The sequence below is a fragment of the Pontimicrobium sp. SW4 genome (assembly GCF_039954625.1).
Lineage (GTDB): Bacteria > Bacteroidota > Bacteroidia > Flavobacteriales > Flavobacteriaceae > Pontimicrobium.
Window position 1 is genome coordinate 140,241 of the sequence record NZ_CP157199.1, and the last position, 24,523, is coordinate 164,763.

General features: G+C 30.2%; 24 protein-coding genes. 20 read left to right on the forward strand and 4 right to left on the reverse strand.

The annotated features are described in order from the left end of the window. Nucleotides 1–10 precede the first annotated feature (10 nt). The 4 genes from ABGB03_RS00715 (at nt 11) to ABGB03_RS00730 (ending at nt 6,325) form a co-directional block, all read left to right on the forward strand. Nucleotides 11–2,929, forward strand: a complete 2,919-nt coding sequence (locus ABGB03_RS00715; protein ID WP_347923982.1) for an FAD-linked oxidase C-terminal domain-containing protein — start codon at nt 11–13, stop codon at nt 2,927–2,929. A 378-nt stretch (nt 2,930–3,307) separates the two neighbouring features. Next, complete coding sequence (locus ABGB03_RS00720; protein WP_347923984.1) at nt 3,308–3,484, forward strand: hypothetical protein; 177 nt, start codon at nt 3,308–3,310, stop codon at nt 3,482–3,484. Between the two features lie 211 nt (nt 3,485–3,695). Next, the gene (locus ABGB03_RS00725; RefSeq protein ID WP_347923986.1) at nt 3,696–5,648 is read left to right on the forward strand and encodes a tetratricopeptide repeat protein; all 1,953 of its coding nucleotides are present in this window, start codon (nt 3,696–3,698) and stop codon (nt 5,646–5,648) included. Between the two features lie 5 nt (nt 5,649–5,653). Beyond that, nucleotides 5,654–6,325, forward strand: coding sequence for a DNA-binding response regulator (locus ABGB03_RS00730; RefSeq protein ID WP_347923987.1), 672 nt, complete (start codon nt 5,654–5,656; stop codon nt 6,323–6,325). A 257-nt stretch (nt 6,326–6,582) separates the two neighbouring features. On the opposite strand, the gene ABGB03_RS00735 is transcribed toward ABGB03_RS00730, so the two are convergent. Next, entirely contained in the window at nt 6,583–7,080 is a 498-nt protein-coding gene (locus ABGB03_RS00735; RefSeq protein ID WP_347923989.1) for a DUF456 domain-containing protein, read from the reverse strand. Between the two features lie 144 nt (nt 7,081–7,224). Between ABGB03_RS00735 and ABGB03_RS00740 the strand changes: the two genes are divergently transcribed. The 4 genes from ABGB03_RS00740 to ABGB03_RS00755 all read left to right on the forward strand — a co-directional run bounded on the left by ABGB03_RS00740 (nt 7,225) and on the right by ABGB03_RS00755 (nt 12,424). After that, nucleotides 7,225–7,584 carry a BlaI/MecI/CopY family transcriptional regulator gene (locus ABGB03_RS00740; protein ID WP_347923991.1) on the forward strand — a complete coding sequence of 120 codons (360 nt, stop codon included), beginning with the start codon at nt 7,225–7,227 and terminating at the stop codon, nt 7,582–7,584. A gap of 2 nt (nt 7,585–7,586) precedes the next feature. Further along, nucleotides 7,587–10,679, forward strand: a complete 3,093-nt coding sequence (locus tag ABGB03_RS00745; RefSeq protein ID WP_347923993.1) for an energy transducer TonB — start codon at nt 7,587–7,589, stop codon at nt 10,677–10,679. Nucleotides 10,680–10,774: 95 nt separating this feature from the next. Continuing rightward, nucleotides 10,775–11,908, forward strand: a complete 1,134-nt coding sequence (locus ABGB03_RS00750; protein WP_347923995.1) for a tetratricopeptide repeat protein — start codon at nt 10,775–10,777, stop codon at nt 11,906–11,908. Nucleotides 11,909–11,947: 39 nt separating this feature from the next. Beyond that, entirely contained in the window at nt 11,948–12,424 is a 477-nt protein-coding gene (locus ABGB03_RS00755; protein WP_347923997.1) for a hypothetical protein, read from the forward strand. 1 nt (nt 12,425) lies between these two features. Here the strand turns inward: ABGB03_RS00755 and ABGB03_RS00760 are convergent, their stop codons facing one another. Genes ABGB03_RS00760 through ABGB03_RS00770 form a run of 3 tightly spaced genes read right to left on the reverse strand, consistent with a single transcriptional unit; the run spans nt 12,426 to nt 15,286 of the window. Further along, nucleotides 12,426–13,166, reverse strand: a complete 741-nt coding sequence (locus ABGB03_RS00760) for a Bax inhibitor-1/YccA family protein (RefSeq protein ID WP_347923999.1) — start codon at nt 13,164–13,166, stop codon at nt 12,426–12,428. A 17-nt stretch (nt 13,167–13,183) separates the two neighbouring features. Beyond that, nucleotides 13,184–14,308, reverse strand: a complete 1,125-nt coding sequence (locus ABGB03_RS00765) for a glycosyltransferase (RefSeq protein ID WP_347924001.1) — start codon at nt 14,306–14,308, stop codon at nt 13,184–13,186. Further along, the gene (locus ABGB03_RS00770) at nt 14,309–15,286 is read right to left on the reverse strand and encodes a hypothetical protein (protein ID WP_347924003.1); all 978 of its coding nucleotides are present in this window, start codon (nt 15,284–15,286) and stop codon (nt 14,309–14,311) included. A gap of 29 nt (nt 15,287–15,315) precedes the next feature. On the opposite strand from ABGB03_RS00770, the gene ABGB03_RS00775 reads away from it, so the two are divergent. From ABGB03_RS00775 to ABGB03_RS00830, 12 genes are all read left to right on the forward strand, one after another. Continuing rightward, nucleotides 15,316–15,960: an outer membrane beta-barrel protein gene (locus tag ABGB03_RS00775; protein ID WP_347924005.1), complete on the forward strand. Its 645-nt coding sequence runs from the start codon at nt 15,316–15,318 to the stop codon at nt 15,958–15,960. Next, nucleotides 15,960–16,514: a crossover junction endodeoxyribonuclease RuvC gene (gene ruvC, locus ABGB03_RS00780; protein ID WP_347924006.1), complete on the forward strand. Its 555-nt coding sequence runs from the start codon at nt 15,960–15,962 to the stop codon at nt 16,512–16,514. The genes ABGB03_RS00775 and ruvC overlap by 1 nt, the downstream gene beginning before the upstream one ends. 261 nt (nt 16,515–16,775) lie before the next feature. Continuing rightward, nucleotides 16,776–17,924 carry a radical SAM family heme chaperone HemW gene (gene hemW, locus ABGB03_RS00785; protein ID WP_347924008.1) on the forward strand — a complete coding sequence of 383 codons (1,149 nt, stop codon included), beginning with the start codon at nt 16,776–16,778 and terminating at the stop codon, nt 17,922–17,924. 31 nt (nt 17,925–17,955) lie between these two features. Next, the gene (locus tag ABGB03_RS00790) at nt 17,956–18,705 is read left to right on the forward strand and encodes a cyclase family protein (protein WP_347924010.1); all 750 of its coding nucleotides are present in this window, start codon (nt 17,956–17,958) and stop codon (nt 18,703–18,705) included. 1 nt (nt 18,706) lies between these two features. After that, nucleotides 18,707–19,318 carry a DUF4230 domain-containing protein gene (locus tag ABGB03_RS00795; RefSeq protein ID WP_347924011.1) on the forward strand — a complete coding sequence of 204 codons (612 nt, stop codon included), beginning with the start codon at nt 18,707–18,709 and terminating at the stop codon, nt 19,316–19,318. Continuing rightward, nucleotides 19,315–19,716: a GNAT family N-acetyltransferase gene (locus ABGB03_RS00800; RefSeq protein ID WP_347924013.1), complete on the forward strand. Its 402-nt coding sequence runs from the start codon at nt 19,315–19,317 to the stop codon at nt 19,714–19,716. The genes ABGB03_RS00795 and ABGB03_RS00800 overlap by 4 nt, the downstream gene beginning before the upstream one ends. Then, the gene (locus ABGB03_RS00805; protein ID WP_347924015.1) at nt 19,713–20,087 is read left to right on the forward strand and encodes an MmcQ/YjbR family DNA-binding protein; all 375 of its coding nucleotides are present in this window, start codon (nt 19,713–19,715) and stop codon (nt 20,085–20,087) included. Before ABGB03_RS00800 ends, ABGB03_RS00805 begins: the two co-directional genes overlap by 4 nt. Before the next feature lie 108 nt (nt 20,088–20,195). Then, nucleotides 20,196–20,609, forward strand: coding sequence for a response regulator (locus ABGB03_RS00810; RefSeq protein ID WP_347924017.1), 414 nt, complete (start codon nt 20,196–20,198; stop codon nt 20,607–20,609). Beyond that, on the forward strand, nt 20,610–21,149 hold the full coding sequence (locus ABGB03_RS00815; RefSeq protein WP_347924019.1) for a heme NO-binding domain-containing protein: 540 nt from the start codon (nt 20,610–20,612) through the stop codon (nt 21,147–21,149). Continuing rightward, nucleotides 21,149–23,245, forward strand: a complete 2,097-nt coding sequence (locus ABGB03_RS00820) for a PAS domain S-box protein (RefSeq protein WP_347924021.1) — start codon at nt 21,149–21,151, stop codon at nt 23,243–23,245. Before ABGB03_RS00815 ends, ABGB03_RS00820 begins: the two co-directional genes overlap by 1 nt. A gap of 2 nt (nt 23,246–23,247) precedes the next feature. After that, nucleotides 23,248–23,565 carry an Hpt domain-containing protein gene (locus ABGB03_RS00825; RefSeq protein WP_347924023.1) on the forward strand — a complete coding sequence of 106 codons (318 nt, stop codon included), beginning with the start codon at nt 23,248–23,250 and terminating at the stop codon, nt 23,563–23,565. Nucleotides 23,566–23,574: 9 nt separating this feature from the next. Next, nucleotides 23,575–24,285 carry a LytTR family DNA-binding domain-containing protein gene (locus ABGB03_RS00830; protein WP_347924024.1) on the forward strand — a complete coding sequence of 237 codons (711 nt, stop codon included), beginning with the start codon at nt 23,575–23,577 and terminating at the stop codon, nt 24,283–24,285. Nucleotides 24,286–24,523: the final 238 nt, after the last annotated feature.

Sequence of the window (24,523 nt, forward strand, 5' to 3'; positions counted from 1 at the left end):
TAATATATTAATGTTGCATATAGAGAGCCAAATTTATAACGATTTAAAAGCTAATTTTTCAGGAGAACTATATTTTGATAATCTCCATCGTTCTATTTATGCTACTGACGCATCTGCCTATAGAATGCTTCCAGAAGCAGTGGCGATACCTAAAACTGTTAATGATATTAAATCATTGATTGCTTTTGCAACGACCAATAAAATAACACTCATTCCTAGAGCAGCTGGAACCTCGTTAGCAGGTCAATGTGTTGGTAATGGTATTGTTGTAGACACGTCTAAATATTTTAATAAAATACTTGAGTTTAACAAAGACCAGAAAACTGTAAAAGTTCAGCCAGGAGTTATTCGAGATGAGCTTAATGAATTTTTAAAGCCTCATGGTTTATTTTTTGGGCCAAACACCTCTACAAGTAATCGTTGTATGATTGGAGGAATGGTTGGTAATAATTCTTCTGGAACGACATCAATTAAGTATGGTGTTACTAGAGATAAGATTTTAGCGCTTAAATCAGTTTTGAGTGATGGCTCCGAAGTTGTTTTTGGTGAGCTATCTAAAGATGAATTTCATAAAAAACGGAAGTTAAATAATTTAGAAGGAAACATCTATAAAATGCTTTCTGATGAATTTTCTAAAGAAGAAGTACAAAAAGAAATAACTAAAGAGTTTCCCAAGTCTAATATTCATCGTAGAAATACAGGATATGCTTTAGATGCTTTAATTGATTCAGAAGTTTTTAATAACTCAAATAACCCATTAAACATTGCAAAGCTATTATGTGGAAGTGAAGGAACGCTTGCGTTTACAACTGAAATCACTTTAAAATTAAATGAGCTTCCTCCTAACAATAGCGTTTTAGTTGCTGCACATTTTACCAGTATCAATGAAAGTTTAAAAGCAGTAGTATGTGCTATGAAGCACGATTTATACATGTGCGAATTAATGGATAAAACCATTTTAGATTGCACTAAAAATAATCGAGAACAACTTAAAAATCGATTTTTTGTTGAAGGAGATCCCGAAGCTATTTTAATGCTTCAAGTGAGTTCTAGCGATATTGAAAAAGCAAAAGCTCTTGCAGAAAAGGTTATTGAAGATTTAAAACAGAATAATTTTGGATACAGTTATCCAATGTTGTTAGGTAATGATATTAATAAAACCATTGAATTACGAAAAGCTGGCTTGGGTTTGTTAGGAAATATCGTTGGAGATAAAAAAGCTGTGCCTTGCATAGAAGATACAGCAGTTGAGGTAGTTGATCTTCCTAATTATATTGAAGAGTTTACTGCGATTATGGACAAGTTTGATCAAAAAGCGGTCTATTATGCGCATGCAGGAGCTGGCGAATTACATTTACGTCCAATACTGAATTTAAAAAAAGAAGCAGATGTAAAATTATTTCGTCAAATAACACATGAAACTGCACTTCTTGTAAAAAAATATGGAGGCTCTTTTAGTGGCGAACATGGGGATGGTATTGTTAGAGCTGAGTTTATTCCAATAATGATTGGCAAAAAGAATTACGAATTAGTGAGAAAGGTTAAATCGACTTTCGATCCAGATAATATATTTAATGAAGGTAAGATCGTAAATCCTTTTCCAATGGATGAAAATCTTAGATACGAAAAAGATAGAATTGAACCAGATATAGATACTCTTATTGACTTTTCAGATAGCCTTGGAATTCTTCGGGCAGCAGAGAAATGTAATGGCTCAGGAGATTGTAGAAAACCATCATTTGCAGGAGGAACCATGTGCCCAAGTTATAGAGCGACAAAAAACGAAAAAGATTCTACAAGAGCTCGTGCAAATGCTTTAAGAGAAGTATTAACGACTTCTAGTAAAGTAAATAAGTTTGATAGTGAAGAGTTGAAACAGGTTTTCGATTTATGTTTAAGTTGTAAGGCTTGTGCTAGCGAGTGTCCTAGTAATGTGGATGTATCTATGTTAAAAGCAGAATTTCAACATCAATATTACAAAACTCATGGTATTCCTTTTAGAACTAAATTGTTTGCTTCAAACAATAAGTGGAACAAACTAGGGAGCAAGCTTCCTATAATTACTAATACATTATTAAATACCTCAATAGCTAAGAAGCTAATGGGAGTTGCTATAGAAAGGAGTATTCCTAAGCTTTATAAAACAACTTTTTATAGATGGTTTGAAAAGAACAAGAAACAATTTGAGATGCAGCAACTCAATAATGGAGAGCTCTATTTATTTATAGATGAATTTACTAATTATTATGATGTTGAAATTGGAATTGACACTATTACGTTACTATCACATTTAGGGTATAAAGTCAATATTATAAACCATGAAGAAAGTGGAAGAAGCTATATTTCTAAAGGAATTTTAGATAAAGCGAAAGACATTGCAAACAAGAATATTAAAATTTTTAAAGATAAAGTAAATAGTGAAGTTCCCTTAGTTGGTATTGAGCCTTCAGCAATATTAACCTTTAGAGATGAGTATTTAAGATTAGCAGATGATAAAAGTGCTGCTCAAGAAATTTCAAAACACACATTTACTATTGAGGAGTTTCTAGACGCTCAAATTAAGCAAAATAAAATCTCATCAAATAGCTTTAGTAAAGAAATGAAGATAATTAAAATACATGGTCATTGTCATCAAAAAGCGTTAAGTAATATGTCACATACATTTAATATGCTGTCTTTGCCCAAAAACTTTACTGTAACAATTATGAATACTGGTTGTTGTGGAATGGCTGGATCTTTTGGGTATGAAAAGGAACATTATAAGTTAAGTATGCAAATTGGAGAAGAATCTTTGTTTGATAAAGTACGTCATATAGATAATGAAACTATTTTTGTTGCTGCTGGAACAAGTTGTAGACATCAAATTAATGATGGTGTTAACAGAATTTCTAAGCACCCAATTTCAGTATTAAGAAGAGCGATATTATAAAAACCCATATATTGTCATACAAAAAGTTCTGATAAACTCATAATATTTGTAGGAAAAATACTTTTCAACAACAGTTCATCGATTATTTTATACATTTCATCGTATTTTTTAATACTTCGTCGTAACTGACTCTACATTTACAGTTCTTAAAAGCCCCAAAATATTCCCTCTGTTTTTAAGAAATTTAATTAATCCTTATTATTAGTACATTTTTTGTTTTAAAATGTATTCCCTCAATTTAAGCACCATAGTGTGTTTAGAAATAATTAGTCCATTTTATTATCCCTCTCTGTAGTTTTAATTGCAGATAGATTATGTATTTAAATTTTAAAAAATATGTAATAAAATAGACAATTTATAAACCTAAACACGATAACTATGAAGTCCCTAAAAATTACCTTAATGATTGCAGCAATATTTTGCTTAACTATTTCTGGAACAAGTAAGAAAACAGATGTTAAACTTACTGATACCTTTCAAAAAGTCGATAAAAGTGAGTTTAAGTATATAGCTGGTGTAAAAAAAGGAACATCTAGACCTACACAAGAAATGTAATTTCTTAATCATAAATTAAACTTAAGCTTTTCATATAATTATATGAAAAGCTTTTTTTTTATAGTTTATGTTAAGATTTTCCTTTAGACAGTTTTTTTGTTATATTTTGTTCTAAATTTAAGTTTAATTAAGTCTTTAAAAATTGCAATATATTCGATTACTCTTTTTGGTTTTTATTTCTTTTTCTATAAATGCTCAAGAAGATAGTTTTTTGAGTAAAATAGACAGTATAAATGTTCTTAGGAAGCTATCAAGAAACTCTAAACAAGATTTAGAAGGGAGATTGTTGCATGCTAAAAATGCAGTTAGACTTTCTAAAGAACTAAAATTAGATTCTACTATTCTAAAAAGTAACATTAACCTTTCATTCATGTATCTAAATTTAGATAATCTAGACTTATTCAGAAGTACAAACCATGAAAATTTAAAATTAGCTCAAAAACTTAAAGATTCTATGGCATTAGGTACAGCAAATAGGAGTTTAGGTTGGTATCACGCTCAGGTAATGAACAATGATAGTGCATATCATTATTACTATAATGCAGAAAAAATTTATTATGAATTAAAGGATATAAGGAATCAAGGAGAAGTACTCTTAAATATGGCAGATATTCAAGAGATAGCAAAAGATTATAAAGGAAGTGAAGAGACAGCTGTAGAAGCAATACGCTTAATTGAGTCGTTACCAAAAAATGATAGAACCCTTGATGTATTATGGAAATTATATAATTTATTAGCTGTTATTTCTGAGCGTTTAGAAAAGCACAACGAAGCTATAAAGAATTATAATGAATGTATAAACATTGCTAAGGATATGAGTGATCCATTATATTTTAACTTAAACACGAAAAATAATATTGGTTTTTCTTATAGTCAAATGGGTGATTACTCAAAAGCACTATCTATATATGAAGAGTTAATTAGTGATGAAAGATTAATTGATGTTGACCCTGAATTATATCCAACTGTATTAGGCAATATAGCTTATACTAGATTCTTAAAAAAAGATAGCGATGTAGAAGGTATTGAAGAACAGTTTAAGTTAGCATATAAGATAAGCGATAGCTTAAATTATTCTTTAGGATTAATGGAGATTACAAAAGACATGGCAGAATTTTATTTCTCTATTGATAAGAAAGATTCCGCATTTTTACTCAGTAAAGAAAATTATAAATTAGGAAAGGAAACAAATTCTAATGATATAGTTCTTAAATCTTTAAAGCTAATGTCAGATATTGAAGGAGGGAGCTTGGGGAAGTATTATTTGGATGAGTATATAAAATTAAATGACAGTCTTGTTCAAAATGAAAGAGCTGCTCGTGATAAATTTGCAAGAATTGAGTTTGACACTGATAAAATAGAAGAAAATAATTTACAACTATCTAAAGAACGACAACTTTTGTTATTAATCTCTATAGGTTTGCTAATTAGCTTAACTCTTTTGTATGTGATTATTTCCCAAAGAGCTAAAAACCGAAAATTAAAGTTTATACAACAACAGCAAGAGACTAACGAAGAGATTTATAATTTAATGTTAACCCAACAGGATAAGGTTGAAGAAGGGCGAACACATGAAAAAAAGAGAATTTCGGAAGAGCTACACGACGGCATCCTAGGAAAGTTATTTGGTACCAGGTTGAGTTTAGATAGTTTAAACTTAGTACAAACCGAAGATGCTGCTAAATCCAGAAGCCAATATATAGATCAACTAAAGACTATTGAAGCCGAAATTAGAAAAATATCACACGATTTAAATTCCGATTTCATTGCAGATTCAAGTTTTATAGACATTGTAAAAGCATTAGTAGAAACACAAACGGCTGCTTATAATCTCAAATATGAGTTTTTAAACGATAATGATATAGATTGGGAAGAAATACCTAACAAAACTAAAATACACATATACAGAATGTTGCAGGAAACAATGCAAAATATTTACAAACATGCTAACGCAACCCTTGTAAAAATTAGTTTCCAATTAAAAAATAATGTAATTTTATGTACTATCGAAGACGATGGTTCTGGCTTTAATGTTAACAAAGCTAGAAAAGGAATAGGTTTAAAAAATATAAATTCCAGAATAAACGAAATAGAGGGAAAAGTTGAAGTTTATTCTAAGATTGACATTGGAACAATTATAAAAATATTTATTCCGGTCAAATAGCTATTATGGAACAGCATTTAAAAATACTAATGGTCGATGATCACCCAATGATTATCGAAGGCTACCAGATGACCTTGGTTGCCACTAAAAAATCTCACCAACATTTAGATATTGATATTGCTCACGATTGTGATATGGCGAATGAGCTAATTCTAAAAGCTGCGAAAAACGAACCCTATGACGTGTTGTTTTTTGATATAAGTTTGCCAGCATCTAAGGATGGTTTAATTACTTCTGGAGAAGATTTAGCAAAAATTGCTAGAGTCTATTTGCCAAAAGCTAAGGTGATTATTCTCACCATGTTTAATGAGTCTTTTAGAATTTTAAATATCATTAAAGGGATAAATCCCGAAGGTTTATTAATTAAAAGTGATCTAACATCTAGTGAGTTGGCTGAAGCTTTTCAGCATATTTTATCTAGCCCTCCTTATTATAGTAGTACGGTTAGTGCTTTTTTAAACACCGCTATAACAAGCGATATTTATTTAGATGAAACCAACCGAAAAATTCTTCATTTATTATCTCAAGGAGTAAAAACAAAAAGCCTTAAAGAACACATAGATTTATCTATGAGTGCTATAGAGAAGCGAAAAAAACACCTAAAATTATTGTTTGATGTTGAGGATGGTAAAGATGAAACCTTACTAAAAGAAGCTCGTGAAAGAGGTTTTTTATAATAAATATGTAGACCAATTCGTACTAAAGTGTTAAAATATTACTTTTTTTAGACTTAAAAATCTCTCGAATATATTGGTATTGCAGCATATTACGGTTTTTCCGTAATAAGTCTACGGTTTTACCGCAACAAAATTTTTAAGTTTCTAAGTATCTTTGAAGGGACAACGAAGAATTAATTATCCCTCTAATTTATTTGTTGAATTAATAGCAATTGACACGCCTTATGACTAACTCTGTTGGTCATAAGGTTTTTGTTTTAAAATAAAACACTTTTATACTCCCAAACTTTTACAAAGTAGAGACCTAAAAAGATTACAGCAAAAATAAACTTTAAAAAGGTCGAGGTTAAAAACCCAAGAAAAGATCCAAAAGCAGCTTTTATAGCAACATTTGTGTCATTTTTATTTATAAGCTCTCCAATTAAAGCACCAACAAAAGCACCAATAATAATTCCAAATGGAATAGGAGAAAATAAACCAACTAAAAGCCCAACAGTAGTCCCAATCATGCCATACTTGCTACCTCCAAACCTTTTGGTCCCCATGGCAGGAATAAAATAATCCAGTAACCAAATAAGTATTGCAACAGTAAGCCAAATACCTAGAAACACCCAGTTCATAGGAATAGCATCAGTAAGATGCAAAATTAAAAGCCCGAACCAACTAGTTAAAGGACCTGGTAATATTGGTAAAAAGCTACCTATAATACCTAAAAGCATAAATAGGCCAGCAACAAAAACTAAAAATATATCCATTAATTATTTGTAATATTAGTACTGAATGTATGACGAAGGTACACTCTAAATGTTACATTTTTTAACTAAAAAATTAGTTCAAACTAAAAAATTAGTTATATTTGATAATTATTCAACTAAAAACTTAGTTTAAAAATTTACTTAATGAAACAGTTAACGAAAGCCGAAGAAGATATAATGCAAGTACTATGGCAATTAAAAAAAGCCAACGTTAAAGCCATTATAGATGTATTGCCAGAACCAAAACCAGCCTATAATACGGTTTCTACTATAGTTAGAATATTAGAAAGTAAGGGCTTTGTGGATTATGATAAAAAAGGAAAAGGACATATATACTACCCTTTAGTGCAACAACAAGATTATAGTAACCAATCGCTCAATAAATTGGTAGATAATTATTTTCAAGGCTCTTTTAAAAGTATGGTGTCGTTTTTTGTAAAAAAGAATGATATCAATTTAAACGAACTAGAATCGGTATTAAAAGAAATTAATAAAGAGGAATAATTATGGTGCAGTATATTATTCAAATCATCGCTTTTCAAGTGTTCTTTTTATTGGTTTATGATGTATTCTTAAAAAGAGAAACCTTCTTTAATTGGAACAGGTTTTACTTAATTGGTACATCTGTATTGTCATTAATACTTCCGTTTGTTAAGGTTACTGCTTTTAAAGAATTAGTACCTAAAGATTACATAGTAACATTACCTGAAGTGTTTATTGGAAACAAAACAGTTAGCAATGCAGAAATAGTTTTACCAGAAGTTGAAATTACAAAGCAAGCATTTTCTTGGAATTTAGAGACATTGTTTTATTTGGGAGTTGTTATTGCTAGCTTATTGTTTGTTTTTAAAATAGTACATATTCTTCTGCTTATCTATAAAAATCCAAAGCGATGGAAAGGGAATGTATTGTTAGTGGAATTAATAAACAGTACATCAGCTTTTTCATTTTTTCATTATGTGTTCTTAGGTGCTAACTTGAAAGAAGAAGAACAAAAAGTCATCATAAAGCACGAGCTAGTACATGTTACTCAAAAACACACGTTGGATCTTTTGTTTTTCGAGATACAGCGTATTGTATTTTGGTTTAATCCATTAGTGTATATGTATCAAACTCGAATACGCTCATTACACGAATTTATTGCCGACCAAGAGGCTTTAAAGACTCAAAATAAGTCGGACTATTATCAAAATTTATTATCACAAGTTTTCGACACACAAAATGTATCATTTGTCAATGCATTTTTTAAGAAATCATTAATTAAAAAACGAATCATCATGTTGTCAAAATCAAAATCAAAACAAATAGTAAAGTTTAAGTATGCTTTGTTAATTCCAGTGGTGTTTGGGATCCTAGTATATACCTCATCAAATGCGCAAGAAAATATAAATAAAACAGAAACTCAAGAATTGACCTTTGAACAATTAGTTGAAAAATATTATCAAGAGTTTTTAGATATGAAAGCTGAAGGAATTGCAAATTATCATGAAGCAAAACGGGAACGAAAAGACAAGTATGTTTTGAGTAGAGATGAACATGCAAAATCTAATGCCTATATTAAATACTCCTATAAAAGTATTATGCTAAATCCAAATCCTAATAAAGAAAAAATAAACAAAGAATTTGTTTTATACCGTGAAAAAGTGATTAAAAATCTGAAAAATTACAAGGAGTATTTGGCATGGAAAAAAACGGATGAAGCTAAAGAGATTTGGGAAAATAATATTGAAAATGGTGTGCTAAGATTGGTAGTTGACGATTTGGATAATTTAACTTCTGAAGAAAAAAATAAATACAATAAGAAAAAGGAGCTATTATCTAAAGACGTATTTTTTACGCAGCTCATGATGACAGATGTTAACGGCAGAAGAATTTTTGCATACTTTAACCCAAATGAATTCTCTAGCGCCAATAAAACCGATGATACTAAAGCGGCACTTATAAATAACCCAAGTGTAAATGTTGGATTTGATGTAGTAGAACAGCCACCAATGTTTGAGGGTTGTGAAACACTATCTAGAGAAGAGCAAAGAAAATGTACGTCTGAAGCTATTACAAAACACATTCTAAAAAATTTTAGTACAGACTTGGCTGGAGACTTAGGTTTAACAGGAAGACAAAAAATTGCTACTGTATTTAAAATAGATAAAGAAGGAAATATTATAGATGTAAAGGTAAGAGCACCACATCCAAGACTAGAAGAAGAAGCCAAAAGAGTAATTAAAAGCTTGCCAAAAATGATTCCTGGAAAACAAAAAGGAGAAACAGTGGTGGTACCTTATTCCTTGCCAATTATTTTTCAAGTTGCTGACAGCACTGATAAAAAACTCGCACAACAAGAAAGTATAATGATTGATGAAGTAGAGGTTCCTTTTTATGTTATAGAACAACCACCAATGTCTAAAGATTGTGAAACGCTCGCTTCAATCGAAGAACAAAGAAAATGTACATCTGATGCTATTACAAAACATATTCTAGAAAATTTTAGTGCAGACTTAGCAGGAGATTTAGGCTTAACAGGAAGACAAACCATTAGAGTCATGTTTAAAATCAATAAGGAAGGTGATATTGAGGGCGTAGTTGCTAGAGCACCACATCCAAGATTAGAAGAAGAAGCCAAAAGAGTCATTAAAAGCTTACCAAAAATGATTCCTGGAAAACAAAAAGGTAAAACAGTAGTGGTGCCTTATTCCTTACCAATTATTTTTGAAGTAGCCGACAAAACAGATGATAAACCTTCTAACAACAAAATCAAACATGAAGAAGTTCCTAATAAAAATCAGGATATTGAAGTCCCTTACTCACATATAGAACAACCACCTATGTCTAAAGAATGTAAAATGCTCAATTCTGCAGAAGAGCAAAGAAAGTGTACGTCTCAAGCTGTTCAAAAGCATGTGGCTAAAAACTTTAATACAAATTTAGCTGGAGATTTAGGCTTGTTAGGAAGACAAACAATTATAACTATGTTTAAAATAGATGAAAAAGGTAGAATTGTTAATATAAAAGCGAGAGCTCCACACCCAAAATTAGAAGAAGAAGCCATAAGAGTGATTAAAAGCCTCCCAAAAATGATTCCTGGAAAACAAAAAGGTAAAAGAGTGGTAGTGCCTTTTTCGTTGCCTATTGTTTTTGAAGTAAAAGAGAGCCCTAATGCGATTATTAGTTATTTGACAACGGAAAACTCAAATTCTAAAAAGGATGTAGAAAAACAAGACTCTAAGGAAGTGCCTTTAGTAGCTCTCGATGAATCACCAATTTATCCAGGTTGTAATGTGACCTCTTCTAGCGATAAACTAAAAGAATGCTTTAAAAACAGTTTAGCTAATTTCATCTCTAAAGAATTTGGCAAAAACTTACCAAAAAATATAGACTCCGAGTTAGAACCAAGACAAAAAATATTGGCTATGTTTAAGATAGACAAAACAGGATATATTGAATCTATTAGAGTTAGGGCCAAACATCCAGAATTAGAAAAAGAAGCCATAAGAGTATTAAAAGCATTGCCAAAAATGACTCCCGGAAAACACAAAGGAGTTACGGTGATTGTACCCTATTCTGTACCAATAATGTATGAGTTAGGAGAAAAGAAAAATTAGTTGGTTATAAGTTTTTTGAAAAATTATTGGTGTAAATTGAAAAGCCTTAGTGTAAACTTTGGCTTTTCTCTGTTTATTTTAAAGATACGAGTGTCATGAAAAATTTACTTCAAATATTAATTTTAATGTGTTTTGTAGCGATAAACGCGCAAACACAAACACTGCATCTAGCAGATAGTTTGTATTTGCATGGTAATTATACTAAAGCGATAGAAGCATATAAAAATCATAAAAACCAAGATGAGGTCTACGATAAAATTGCTAAGGCATACATCGCTTTAGGAAATTATGATGAGGCTCTAATTAATTACGAAAATAGCCTAAAGAAAAACCCAAAGGATGCATTAACCTTGTTCGATTATGGTAAATTATTAACTAGAGTTAAAAAACACAAAGAAGCTTTGGAGGTTTTTTATAAACTTATCGATATTGATTACAGAAATCCAAATTATCATTATGAAAGTGGTCTAGTAATGCAAAAATTAGGTGATTCTACAAGTCAGAATCGTTTTAGAACAGCATTCGATTTAGATAATACACACCAAAAAACTATTTTTCAAATTGCGAAACACCATTTAACAAAAAGACATCATAAAGTGGTTGATAGGTACATAGATATTGGTTTAAGCACGTATGCCAATAATAAAGAACTCATTAGCTTAAAAGCTCAAAATTTTTATTGGAAAGAAGATTATGGAAATGCAGCCAAATGGTTTGAAAAATTACTTGAGCTTAACGAATCATCACAATTTATTCATGAAAAATTAAGTTTTTGCTATGATAGAGTTTACGAACCTGAAAAAGCCATAGAACACCAATTAATAGCTTTAAAGTTTGATCCTAAAAATGCTACAAATTTGTTTATTCTAGGTCAACTATACCAAGATATAGATGACTTTAAAAATGCCGAAAAATATTATAAGGAATCTCTTGCTCTATTAGATAAGCCTTTAGATGCTGAATACATTAAACTAGCTGGTGTTTACAGTCGGCAAAAAAAATACAAAGAATCGATAGATGCTTATAAAAAAGCGATTGATGAAAATCCAAAAAATGAACGAGCACACTTTTTGTCAATTTATGTTAAAGACCAATATTATGAAGATATCGATGCTCGTATTAAACTATTTGAGAACTTTAATAACAGATTTCCGCAGAGTAAATTCAAGACACTTGTCAACTATAAAATAGACGAATTAAAAAAAGAGAAATTTATGAAGACCGATTAATTTTAAAAAAATCGTACTTTTCCACTTCAGTATCCAATAATGAAGTATCTAAAGATTTTTGTTTTAATTATTTGCTTTACTTCTTGCGATTATTTCGACAAGAAGAAAGTGAATTCTCAAGATATAGTCAAAGAAGAACTTGAGACATTTAATTGGAATGAGGTTGATGAATATCCATCGTTTGATAATTGTAGTTCATCAGATACCAAGGAGTTTCGTAAACAATGTTTTCAAACGACACTTACCAACCATATCACTTCGCAATTAGCATTAAGGAAAATTGTGGTTACAGAAGATTTAAATGATACTATTGAGATGACTTTTTTTATTTCTGAGAAAGGAAACTTAAGTGTATTGAATATTGAAAGCAATCCAAAAATAGCTGCGCAAATCCCAGAAATAAACACGTTTTTAAATGAAAGTCTAAATAATTTACCACAGATTTCTCCAGCAATAAAACGAGGACAACAGGTTAAAACAGAGTTTAAAATTCCAATAATAATTAAGGTAGAGTAGTTTAGAATTTTATAGCGAATGTTCGCATGAGTCTTAAAATCTCTGTGTACAACCAAACCAGAGATACCAATAAACCCCAAGTAGCAATCCATTCTTTGTACTTATCGGCTTTGTTTTTATGTTTTTCAATATAATCAAAGTCCAATAACAATGTAAACGCAGCAACAATAGCTGCAATAACATTAAATATTAGAGCAATCCAAGACGTTCCCCAAATAAATGTTTTAATACCAAACAAGCTCAAAATGAAAGATATCAAATACACAATCATGATTGAGAAAGCAGCAGTAATAATAACACTTCTAAGTTTTTTGGTTACTATAATAATCCGTGTTTGGTATAATACTAAAATGGTAAAAAAAGTGACAATGGTTACACCTATTGCCTGAAAAGGTAATTCAGGATATTTAGCTTTTATAAATGCACTAAAACCACCTAAAAAACAACCTTTAGCAACCGCATAAAGAGGTACTAAAAAATGTGCCCAATGTTGCCTTACCGAAATGACAATACTAATAACAATTGCTGCCAACATACCACCAAGTGTAAACCATCTTACATTAGTGCCATTGTCGTATAATCTCCAAACAAATGCAACAATCATTGCAATAATGAAAATACAAACCATAGATTTAATGAGAATACCTCTAACACTCATTGTTTTAGAAGTATTAGGGTTATTTTTCCAGAAATAATTGGAAAAAGCTGGATTGGACGTTTTATAGTTGGATAGTTTCTGCATATCGATTGGAAAGATACTTATTTTTTAAAACTTCTACCTTTCCATTTATATTTAGAGAACATCGCTTTAAAGGCTACAAAAACGGTAAAAAAAGGATACAGTAAGCCACTAAAAAAGTAATTGTTTAGAAGATTTGTTTGATTGAAGAACCTCGTCGATTTAGATAGCAGTAAATAATCCATCGCAAGTTTTGAAGTTAAAAAAATTGTAAAATATAACCAGCTAAAGAGTCCAAAAATACTTAGGAAAAGAGTAGTAACAACTAAGCTGTTCATTGTTAAAACTAAAATACCGACAAATTTTCCAAAAGTATTTTTGTAAGTGCTAGTTTTGGCTGTCCAACGAATACGCTGTTGAATAAGCGCAGACAAAGAAGTTTCTGCTTTTGTAAATATAATAGCGTTTGTAGATTTTAAGTATTTAACCAGTTTAGGGTATTTTTTCACTGCCTTTTCAAGCAAGAAAATATCATCACCACTAGCAATATCATTATTATTATCAAAGCCATTAAGTTCTTCAAATAAATCTTTTCTATAAAATAAATTGGCACCATTACACAAAAAAGGTAATGAAAGTCCAAAACCAGCAATAGTCACCGCTTGTAGACTTAAAACATCCAATGTTTGGAACTGTTTTAAAAAAGAGTCAGATGATGTATAAGTTACTGGAGCAACAATCATAGCAACATCATAACTGTTTATAAATGAATTGCTTGTTTCAAGCCATCTATTTGGAACTTCACAATCGGCATCTGTAGTTGCAATCCAGTAGTATTTAGCATTATTAATGGCAGTCGTAATGGCATCTTTTTTTGGTGAATTAGATGAGCGTTTGTTCTTAATAATTTTAAAATCTAATTGCGAACAACTTAATAATCGTGAGCATAATTCTACCGAATTATCAGTAGAGTCATCATCCACAAAAAGGACTTCAAAATGATTCTTGGAGTAGTTTAAACTCTCTAGTGACTTGATTAAATCGGGTAAATTTTCTTCTTCATTTCTAAAAGGAACAACAATGGTAAAACGAGTTAGATTCCTTAAAAAAGGTTCTTCGAAAGACTTAACTCTATTAAATCCAATAACAAAAAAGCCTATTAAAAGGCAATACAATATTGTTGTAATTAGAATGATAAAAATCATTTAGTTATCGATGTTAGAAGCTGTTGGCAAATTAAAATTAAGCACATAATAACTACCAAAAATACTTGGAAGCACGAAATTTAATAGCCACATTAAAGTAGTAACGCTCAAGATGGTAATATTATTGATGTCGGCAAAACCAAATACATATAAAGCAACACTTCCCTTAACGACAACATCAAAAATAAATATGGTTGGTATTATGGAAACCACGAAATACATGGTGCTTATTAAAACCATAGCATCTATGTATGTGATGTCTACTCCAAACAACACAAACAAATAATAAAATTGAAATGAAAAAATTACATATCGAAAGAGTGATAGCAATATATTTTTAATATGAATTTTTTTAGAGAGCCCTTTCACAAAAGACCATATTTTTAAAAATGGAAAACCTTTAATGTTAAATCGCTTATACGACACACCAAATCCAATAGCAATTATGCCTATTAAAGCATAAGTGAGCAACCGTACTAATTTGTAGTAAGAAATATCAACTTGATATTGTGTAATAAACATTAAAAAACCAATGATTCCGAATAAAAGTGTCATAAGCATTTGAGCCATGTTTCCTATTAAGTTTAGGAGTATTACTTTTTTTCGTTCGCTGCCATTAAAGTAAATAGTTTTAGCAGCATAATCTCCAATTCTATTTGGAGTAAATAAAGAGGCTGTATGTGAAGCTAAACTTTGTTTTAATGCTTCAATAAAAGAGGTTTTGGAAATAGAATTTACTAAACTTTGCCATTTCTTAATTTCAAAAAACCAATTAAAAATGGTTAAAAACAGTAAAAAAACAATGCTTTTTAGTGAAAAAGCATTGTTTTTGGTTAAAAAATCAATAAAAACTGAAAAATCTAATTCTTCGTTATTTGTTAGTTTGTCGTAAATAAAATAAGTAGCACCAACAACGATACTTAACTTAATAAGTACAAAAAAGAATTGCTTAGTTTTGTATGGAAGCCCGCTAATCATTTTGTCACAAATTAAAACTATTATTGTAAATGAGCTTTATAAAAAATAAATATAAAAGACCTTTACTCTGTTTACTACTTTTTTGTGTAACATCCTTAAGTTTTGCTCAAGGGGATACTGAAAAAATCCGATTACAACTAGCATTAGGTGTAAACAACCCAATTGATAATGGTGAAAACGATGGTTATTATGCTAAAGATATTAACTTGCCAACCATTAACTTTGGGATTAGATATATGTTTAAGCCTAACAAATTGGGAGCAAAACTTGATGTTGGCTATAATAGGTCAAAAAGCGATGTAGGGTCTTTAGATTTTAAACTTAATTACACACGCGTTAATGCACAGATTGTGTACGATTTTTATGATTTGTTGAATTTCTTGCCTCAAGAAATGACTATTCAAGCACATGCTGGACCAGGAATAAGCTTTACAAAACCCTTATTAAATGATTCTGAAAACACGTACACCTATTTAAATGGATTAGTAGGGTTGGATGTTTACTTTAGTTTATCGCGTAAGCTATCTGTATTTGTAGATGTTGCTTATGCAAAAAGTTTGTCGAGTAAAAATAAGTACGATGTAGCTCTAGATGGTTACTCGTTTAATGGAGATTTAGTATATACCACTGTTGGACTATCAGTAGCATTAAGTGGTTGTAGATATTGCGATTAATGGATAAAGAACGAATTATATTAGGTATTGATCCTGGAACCACAATTATGGGTTTTGGGCTAATAAGAGTACGTAATAAAAAAATGCAGTTTATGCAACTTAATGAACTCAGTTTGAAAAAATATGATGATCATTACTTAAAACTAAAACTCATTTTTGAACGTACCATAGAACTTATTGACACGCATCATCCAGATGAAATAGCTATTGAAGCGCCTTTCTTTGGAAAGAACGTACAAAGTATGCTCAAATTAGGAAGAGCGCAAGGTGTTGCCATGGCAGCAGGATTATCGCGACAAATTCCAATTACTGAATATTTGCCAAAAAAGATTAAAATGGCCATTACTGGAAATGGTAATGCGAGTAAAGAACAAGTTGCAAAAATGTTACAAAGTACCTTAGGACTAAAAACCTTACCAAAAAACCTAGATGCAACCGATGGTTTAGCAGCTGCAGTATGTCATTTTTATAATTCTGGAAAAGTAACTGTCGGTAAAAGTTATTCTGGTTGGGAAAGTTTTGTGAAAAACAATGAAAAAAGAATAAAAAAGTAGTTGTATTGTCATTCCTGCGAAGGCAGGAATCCACTTTCAAAGTTTTTGTCTAATGTTTTGCTTTCGATTAATATTTTTACTTCTTTTTTCATTTGAATTATTTCAGACAAAGTTTAAGTATAGAAAAGATAAATTGATTTGGTTTTTTATCGTACTTGTATTTGGGGCTTTTGGATATTCATTTTTTATTGCATTCAGAAGAAGATTAGTGGTCAAAAGAAAATTTAACCCTAAATTCATCACAAAGATTTAATAAACTAAATGAGCGGCATCTACATCCACATACCATTTTGCAAACAAGCATGTTACTACTGTGACTTCCATTTTTCAACGTCTTTAAATAAAAAGGATGAATTGCTTCAGGCTTTAGTAAAAGAGTTAGAGTTACGAAAAGAAGAACTTCACAATCAAACTATAGAAACTATCTATTTTGGTGGAGGTACACCTTCATTATTATCGAATGAAGAATTAAAATTATTGATTGATGCTGTTTATAAAAACTATCAAGTTGTAGAAAACCCAGAAATCACCTTAGAAGCAAATCCAGACGATTTATCTAAAGATCGAATAATCCAATTATCTAAAAGTCCAATTAACCGTTTAAGCATTGGCATTCAATCCTTCTTTGAAGACGATTTAAAAAGCATGAATCGTGCGCATAATGCAACAGAAGCAAAAGATTGTTTAAAGGAAGCAACTCGTCACTTCGATAACATCACTATCGATTTAATTTACGGTATTCCAAACATGAGTTTAGATAAGTGGAATCAAAATCTACAGATAGCTTTTGATTTTGGAGTTAATCATATTTCTAGTTATGCCTTAACAGTTGAGCCAAAAACAGCCTTAGATAGTTTTATTAAAAAAGGTATCTATCCACCAATTAATGAAGAATTGGCCTTAAAACATTTTAATCATTTAATAACAGAAACCGATAAACAAGGTTTTGTGCAATACGAGATTTCTAATTTTGGAAAAGCTGATTATTTCTCTAAGCATAATACAAGTTATTGGCAAGGGAAATCCTATTTAGGAATTGGCCCATCAGCCCATTCGTTTAATAATAATCAACGAAGTTGGAATGTGTCAAATAACACAAAATATATTACATCTATTCAGCAAAACGAATTGCCTTCAACTGTTGAAGCACTCTCTAAAAAGGATAGGTTTAATGAGTATGTTATGACGGGTTTGCGTACTGTTTGGGGAGTTTCATTAAATAAAATTGAAGAAGACTTTGGAGTCGAATATAAAGAACATTTACTAACAGCATCTAAAGAATTTATCAATCAACAATTACTTGTTATCACTTCGAATGATTGCGATAGCAATTGTATCGAGAAGTTACAAGCAACCCAAAAAGGAAAGTTTTTAATTGATGGTATTTCATCAAGTCTTTTTCTTATTTAATCCTTAAATTTACGCTTAACATCCATTACACATGAAAGCAGTTATAAACGTAAACAGTCGTACCTACGCCATATATATAGATAAACCCTTAGATATTTCAATTCCATTACGTGCAACAAAAAGCAACGTAAATGCTTGGTATATTGATGAACCTATTATAGAACCAGTAAAAATGGATGACTTTATTGTAAGCGTTGAACATGGAGCTCCAGTAAATTTTAATAACATCCAGTTTAATCCACATGCTCACGGTACACATACAGAATGTGTTGGTCATATTACAGAAAAAAAATACAGTATTAATCAATGTCTAAAACAGTTCTTTTTTGTCGCTGAAGTCATAACAGTTGCGCCAGAAAAATTAGGAGATGATTTTGTGATTTCGGCAAAGCAATTGCGTTTTGCAATTGGAAATAAAAAGCGTGAAGCAGTGATTATTAGAACATTGCCAAATACCACTGAAAAATTATCGCAACAATATTCAAATACTAATCCACCATACTTGTTAGAAGAAGCAGCAATTTATTTAAAAAGTAAAGGGGTAAAGCATTTACTTATTGATTTACCAAGTGTTGACAAAGAAAGAGATGATGGCGAATTATTATCTCATAATGCTTTTTGGAATACAGACGGAAAAATAAGAACCGAAGCGACTATTACAGAGTTTATTTATGTGCCTAATAGTATTGAAGATGGTAAGTATATTCTAAATCTTCAAATAGCACCATTTGAGAATGATGCAACACCTAGTAAGCCTATTTTATATAAATTATACGAATAGTATGGAAGCAATTTTAGGGTTAATAATTGGTGCTTTACTAACAGTTGGTATTATTACCTATATTAAATATGTGCAATCAAAAAAATTGACTAATTCGCAATCTGTTATTCTTTTGGATAAAGTAAAAAGTGTTTGCAAATTTATAACAGTTGAAGGAGATTTTGCAGAGATTTACCATTATGAAGATGTTAAACAAAAGTTCTTAAAACTTATAACTAGTAAGAAAAAAGCCCTAGTTGTGGTTAACGCCAAAGCCTATATTGGATTTGACTTGTCTAAAATAGAAATGAAGGCAAATTCAAATACTAAAACAATAGTTCTGCAAAATTTTCCTGAAGCAGAAGTATTATCTATAGACACCACTTTGAATTATTATGATAAAAAAGATGGTTATTTTAATAAATTTGAAGCAACCGATCTTACTGATTTACAGAATGAAGCCAAGATTCATATAAAAGATAAAATCCCAGAAAGTGGTTTGTATCAAGCAGCACAAAAAGAAGCCTTAGAAGCGATACTGTTAATGGAAAATTTAGTTCAAACCATTGGTTGGAAACTAGATTATGAATCTTTAAAAATGGATAATAAAACACCTTCAAAATTATTAGAATGATTGAGATATCTTCAGATAAGTCTAAATTAGATATAGATATTATTCATAATTTTTTAACTAATGCTTATTGGTCAAAAGGAAGAACTCGCAAAGAGGTTGAAAAATCGATTAAACATTGTTTGTGTTTTGGAGTATATAAAGAAAATATGCAAATTGGATTTGCACGAATAGCAACAGATTATGTGGTTTTTGCATATCTTATGGATGTGTTTATTCTGCCTGAACATAGAGGACATGGTTATTCTAAAAAATTAATAGAAGCAATAAATAATTGTGACCAATTAAAATCATGTAAAGTTTGGATGCTTAAAACATCCGACGCACATAATTTGTATAAAAGATTCGGATATAAAGAGTTGAGTTATCCTGATAAAGTAATGGAAAGAATTTTAAAATGAATATAGACCAAATAAGAGATCATTGCCTATCCAAAAAAGCAGCAACCGAGAGTTTTCCGTTTGATGAAAACACATTAGTTTTTAAAGTAATGAACAAAATGTTCTTAATGGCGCCTTTAGATAAGTTTGAGAAAGGAGAAGCTTCAGTAACAGTAAAATGCGACCCAGAATATACAATTGAACTTAGGGAGCAATACGAGAGCGTTTATGCAGGCCCTTATGTAAGTAATAAACACTGGAATACTATAGCAATCCATAAAAATGAATTGACACCAAAATTAGTATTAGAACTAATAGATCATAGTTATGATATGGTTGTAAAAGGAATGACGAAGAAGATGCGATTATTATTAGAGAATAAAAACTATTAATCGACACTTATTTGCCATTGGACTATACTAAACATTACTTTTATCTAAAGACACAAGTTAAAGAGGTGTAGTGTGATGTATATTGTACTTTATTAAACTTAAATCTAAATGAATAAAGCTCTTAAGATAATGCTCATTGAAGATGATATGATTGAAATCATGAAGATGAACAGAACCATAAAAGCGCTACAATTGGAGCATGAAATTATTGAAACTAATAATGGAGAAGACGCTTTAAACTTATTATCTAAAAAGATAAATCTACCGGATATCATTTTATTAGATTTAAATATGCCAAAAGTAAATGGCATCGAATTTTTATCAATCTTAAAAAAAGATGAGCAGTTAAGGCATATTCCAACCATAATATTGACAACATCTAATAATCAAAAGGATTTATTAGAATGCTATAAAATTGGTATTGCAGGGTATATTTTAAAGCCTTTAAAATATGAAGACTATGTTTTAAAAATTAAAAGCTTACTGGCTTACTGGAGTATTAACCAATTAATAAAAGTTTAAATGAAAGGAATTGTTTTTACAGAGTTTTTGGATTTAGTTGAAGAGAAGTTTGGATTAGAGATGGTAGATAATATTATAGAGAACTCTAATTTAGAATCAGAAGGCGTTTATACTTCAATTGGGACATATAAATTCTCTGAAATGTTACAGTTATTACAAAATTTAAGTGCGAATACAAATATTAGCATTGATAATTTACTATTGGTTTACGCCGAACATTTTTTTGGAGTTTTAAAAGAAAGTTACCCAGGCTTGCTAGCTACCTATAAAGATCCTATAGAAATGCTATCATCTATAGAAAATCATATACATGTTGAGGTAAGGAAAATTTATCCTGATGCAGAATTACCTACATTTAAGGTTATAGAAAAGACAAATAATTCCTTGATAATGATATACAAATCTAGTAGAGCAATGCATCATTTTGGCTTAGGTTTGATGAATAAAACATTCGAGCATTTTAATTCAAGCGCTTCAATTGAGTTAGAAAAAATTAAACCTGATGGAACAGAAGTGAAGTTCGTTATTAATAAAAACTAATGAGTCAAACTCAAATTGACATATTAAAGCGTGCCTTAAATCGTGAAAAAGCAGCTAGAAAACAAGCGGAAAGTATTTTAGAGGATAAGTCTTTAAAACTTTTTAGTACTGCTGAAAAGCTAAAAGAAGTAAACGAGAAATTGGAATTGCTTTTAGAAGAGAAAACATCACAGCTACAAGGTGTTTTTGAAAACATTAATGACGCATACTTAATAATGGATCTTGAAGGAAATGTTCTAAAAATGAACGATGTAGCTATAGAGCTTTTTGGATACAACTTAAGTATAGAAAAATTAAACGTTGTAGACCTTATATATAGAGCAGATGCTAATTATGCATTTGCATCGTTTAAAGAATTAAGAAAAAAAGGAATTTTTACAGACTATACAGCACGTGTTATAACTAAAAATAATACTGTTAGATGGGTTCATATAAATGCCAGCATTATATATGACAAAGGAAAAAAACCTATAGCTGCTCAAGGTGTTATAAGGGATATAACTGAAGCAAAACTAACAGCAGAGTTTATAGAAGAGCAAAAAAAAGAGTTAAATGTTATTGTTGAAAATTCGTCCTTAGGAATAGTACTTACCAAAAGAGGAAAAATTATAAGAACAAATGAGGCGATACAAAAACTGTTAGGATATACAGAACAGGAGCTTTCTAAGCTAACAATTAAGGATATTTCTTTAAAAGAAGATTTCTCAGAGTCTAAAGACTACTTAATAAAAATGGACTCTGGAGAAATAGACAATTTTGTTATCACTAAACGCTATAAAAAGAAAGACGGCTCTGTACTTTGGGCTAAAGTAAATGTAAATGCAGTTAGAGACAACTCGGAAAATATTAAATATCAAGTAGCACTTATAGAAGATATTACTTCAGAAAGAGAAAATACATTAATCATCGATATGATTAATGATGTGGCTAAGGCTATACTTGGGAAAATGGATATTTACGAAATAGCTTGGGAGATTACTAATAATATAGCAGAATATTTAAATTCAGAAGACTGTGTTATTTACTTGATTGATCGTGAAAAGAATACTCTAGAACAAATTGCAGCGTATGGAGAAAAAGTAGATAACAATAACCAAATCATTAATAAAATTACCTTGCCTATCGGGAAAGGTATTGTAGGAACAGTAGCAAAAACAGGAAAAGCAGAGATTATAAAAAATACAACTATAGATAAACGCTATATTGAAGATGGTGCAAAACGATTTTCAGAAATAACTGTGCCAATTATTAGTGATGGACATGTTATTGGTCTTATAGACTCTGAACATACTGAAAAAAACTACTACACTGAGGAGCACTTATATGCTTTAGAGAGTATAGCAAATCTAGTGGCTATGCAGCTAAAAAGCGCGATTAATTTAAGAGAACGTCAAAGAGCTGAATCTAAAAACAAAGAGCTTTTAGATCAATTAGCTAAAAGCAATGATGAGCTACAAGAATATGCTCATATTGTGTCTCATGATTTAAAATCGCCATTAAGAAGCATAGATGCTTTAGTAAACTGGATTAAAGAAGATAATAAAGGTATGTTAGATGATGCGAGTATAGAAAACTTTGAGCTAATAGAAACTACTCTGGAAAAAATGGAACACCTTATTTCAGATATTCTTTTATACTCAAGTATAGGTTCTGATAGTGTTAAAGAGCAAGAAGTAGATTTAAACCAACTTGTACTAGACGTAACACAGGTTCTTTTTATACCAGAACATATCACTGTTAAAGTGTTAAATATATTACCAGTTGTTTACGGAGATAAAGTTAAGTTTCAACAACTATTTCAAAATTTAATAAGTAATGCTATTAAATTTATTAATAAAGAAAAAGGACTTGTAGAGATTGATGTGTCAAATAAGAAAACATATTATCAATTTTCAATAAAGGATAATGGTTTAGGTATTGAAAAAAAATATCATGATAAGATTTTTAAGATTTTCCATTCTTTAAATGACAATAAAGAATCTACTGGAATTGGGTTGTCAATAGTTAAAAAAATTATTGATTACTATAAAGGAGAGATATGGATAGAATCTTGTTTAGGACAAGGAACAACGTTTTATTTTACAATAAAAAAATGACAATGGAAGAGCCTAATTTACTCTATATTAATCAATTGTCTGGTGGAGACAAAGCCTTTAAGGCAAAGCTTATCACTATTATAAAAACAGAATTTCCACAAGAAAAGACAATCTATTTTAAAAATTTAGCTGCTAAAAATTTTAAAGAAGTTTCAGAAAATGTACATAAACTTAAACATAAAATTAGTATTTTGGGACTTGAGAAAAGTTATGAGATTGCAGCAGCATTTGAAAATAATCTACTGGAAGATAATACTAAGCTTCAAGAAGAATTTGAATCTATTTTAAATACCATAACTAATTATTTACAACAATTATAATTAGCCTATATGAATTGTATTATCATTGATGATGAGTCTACAGCAAGAGCAATTATTAATCAACTATGTTCAAATGTTGATAACTTAAATGTTTTGGAAGAATTCCCTAATGCAATTCAGGCAATTAAATATCTAAATCAACATGAAGTAGATTTAATTTTTTTGGATATACATATGCCAGATTTTACAGGATTCGATTTTATAGAAACTCTAAAGAATCCTCCAAAAATAATTTTAACCACCTCAGATTCGAAGTTTGCAATTCAAGCTTTTGAATATGATTGTATTGTAGACTATTTAGTTAAGCCTATAACCCCAGAACGTTTCCAAAAAGCAATTAATAAAGCGAATGCTTTACCTAGTAAAGTAAATGAGACAATCCCTTCTGAGAAAGTTGAAATGGCATCAGGGAATGATCTATATGTAAATATAGACAGACGGTTAATTAAAATTGATATTCCTAGTATTTATCTGGTAGAAGCTAAAGGTGATTACATACATGTGAAAACCGAAGAGAAAAATTATACCGTACATTCTACGCTTAAAAAGATTGAAGAAAAATTACCAGACAGTTTATTTCTTAAAGTACATCGCTCTTATATTATTAATACCAAAAAAATTATAGACATCGAAGATAATAGTGTGCTTATTAAAAAAGATGTCATCCCTGTAAGTAGATCAAACAGACCTGAACTAATGAAGCGGCTTAATTTGCTTTAAAACGGTTCGTCGATACATAAAGGTATTCTAACTAACTTAATCTTCAGTCAAACGAAAATCAATCAATCGAGTCATAATCACTGTTATTTTTGTAAATCAAATTATAACATAACAATTTGTGATTAATAGTAATTTAGTTTATTGAGATTAGTAGTCAAAGTCAAGGCAGAGAATTTAATCTCTGCCTTTTTTTACTTTATAAAGTATTGGCTATAAGCCTCTAAAGCCATTCGTCTAT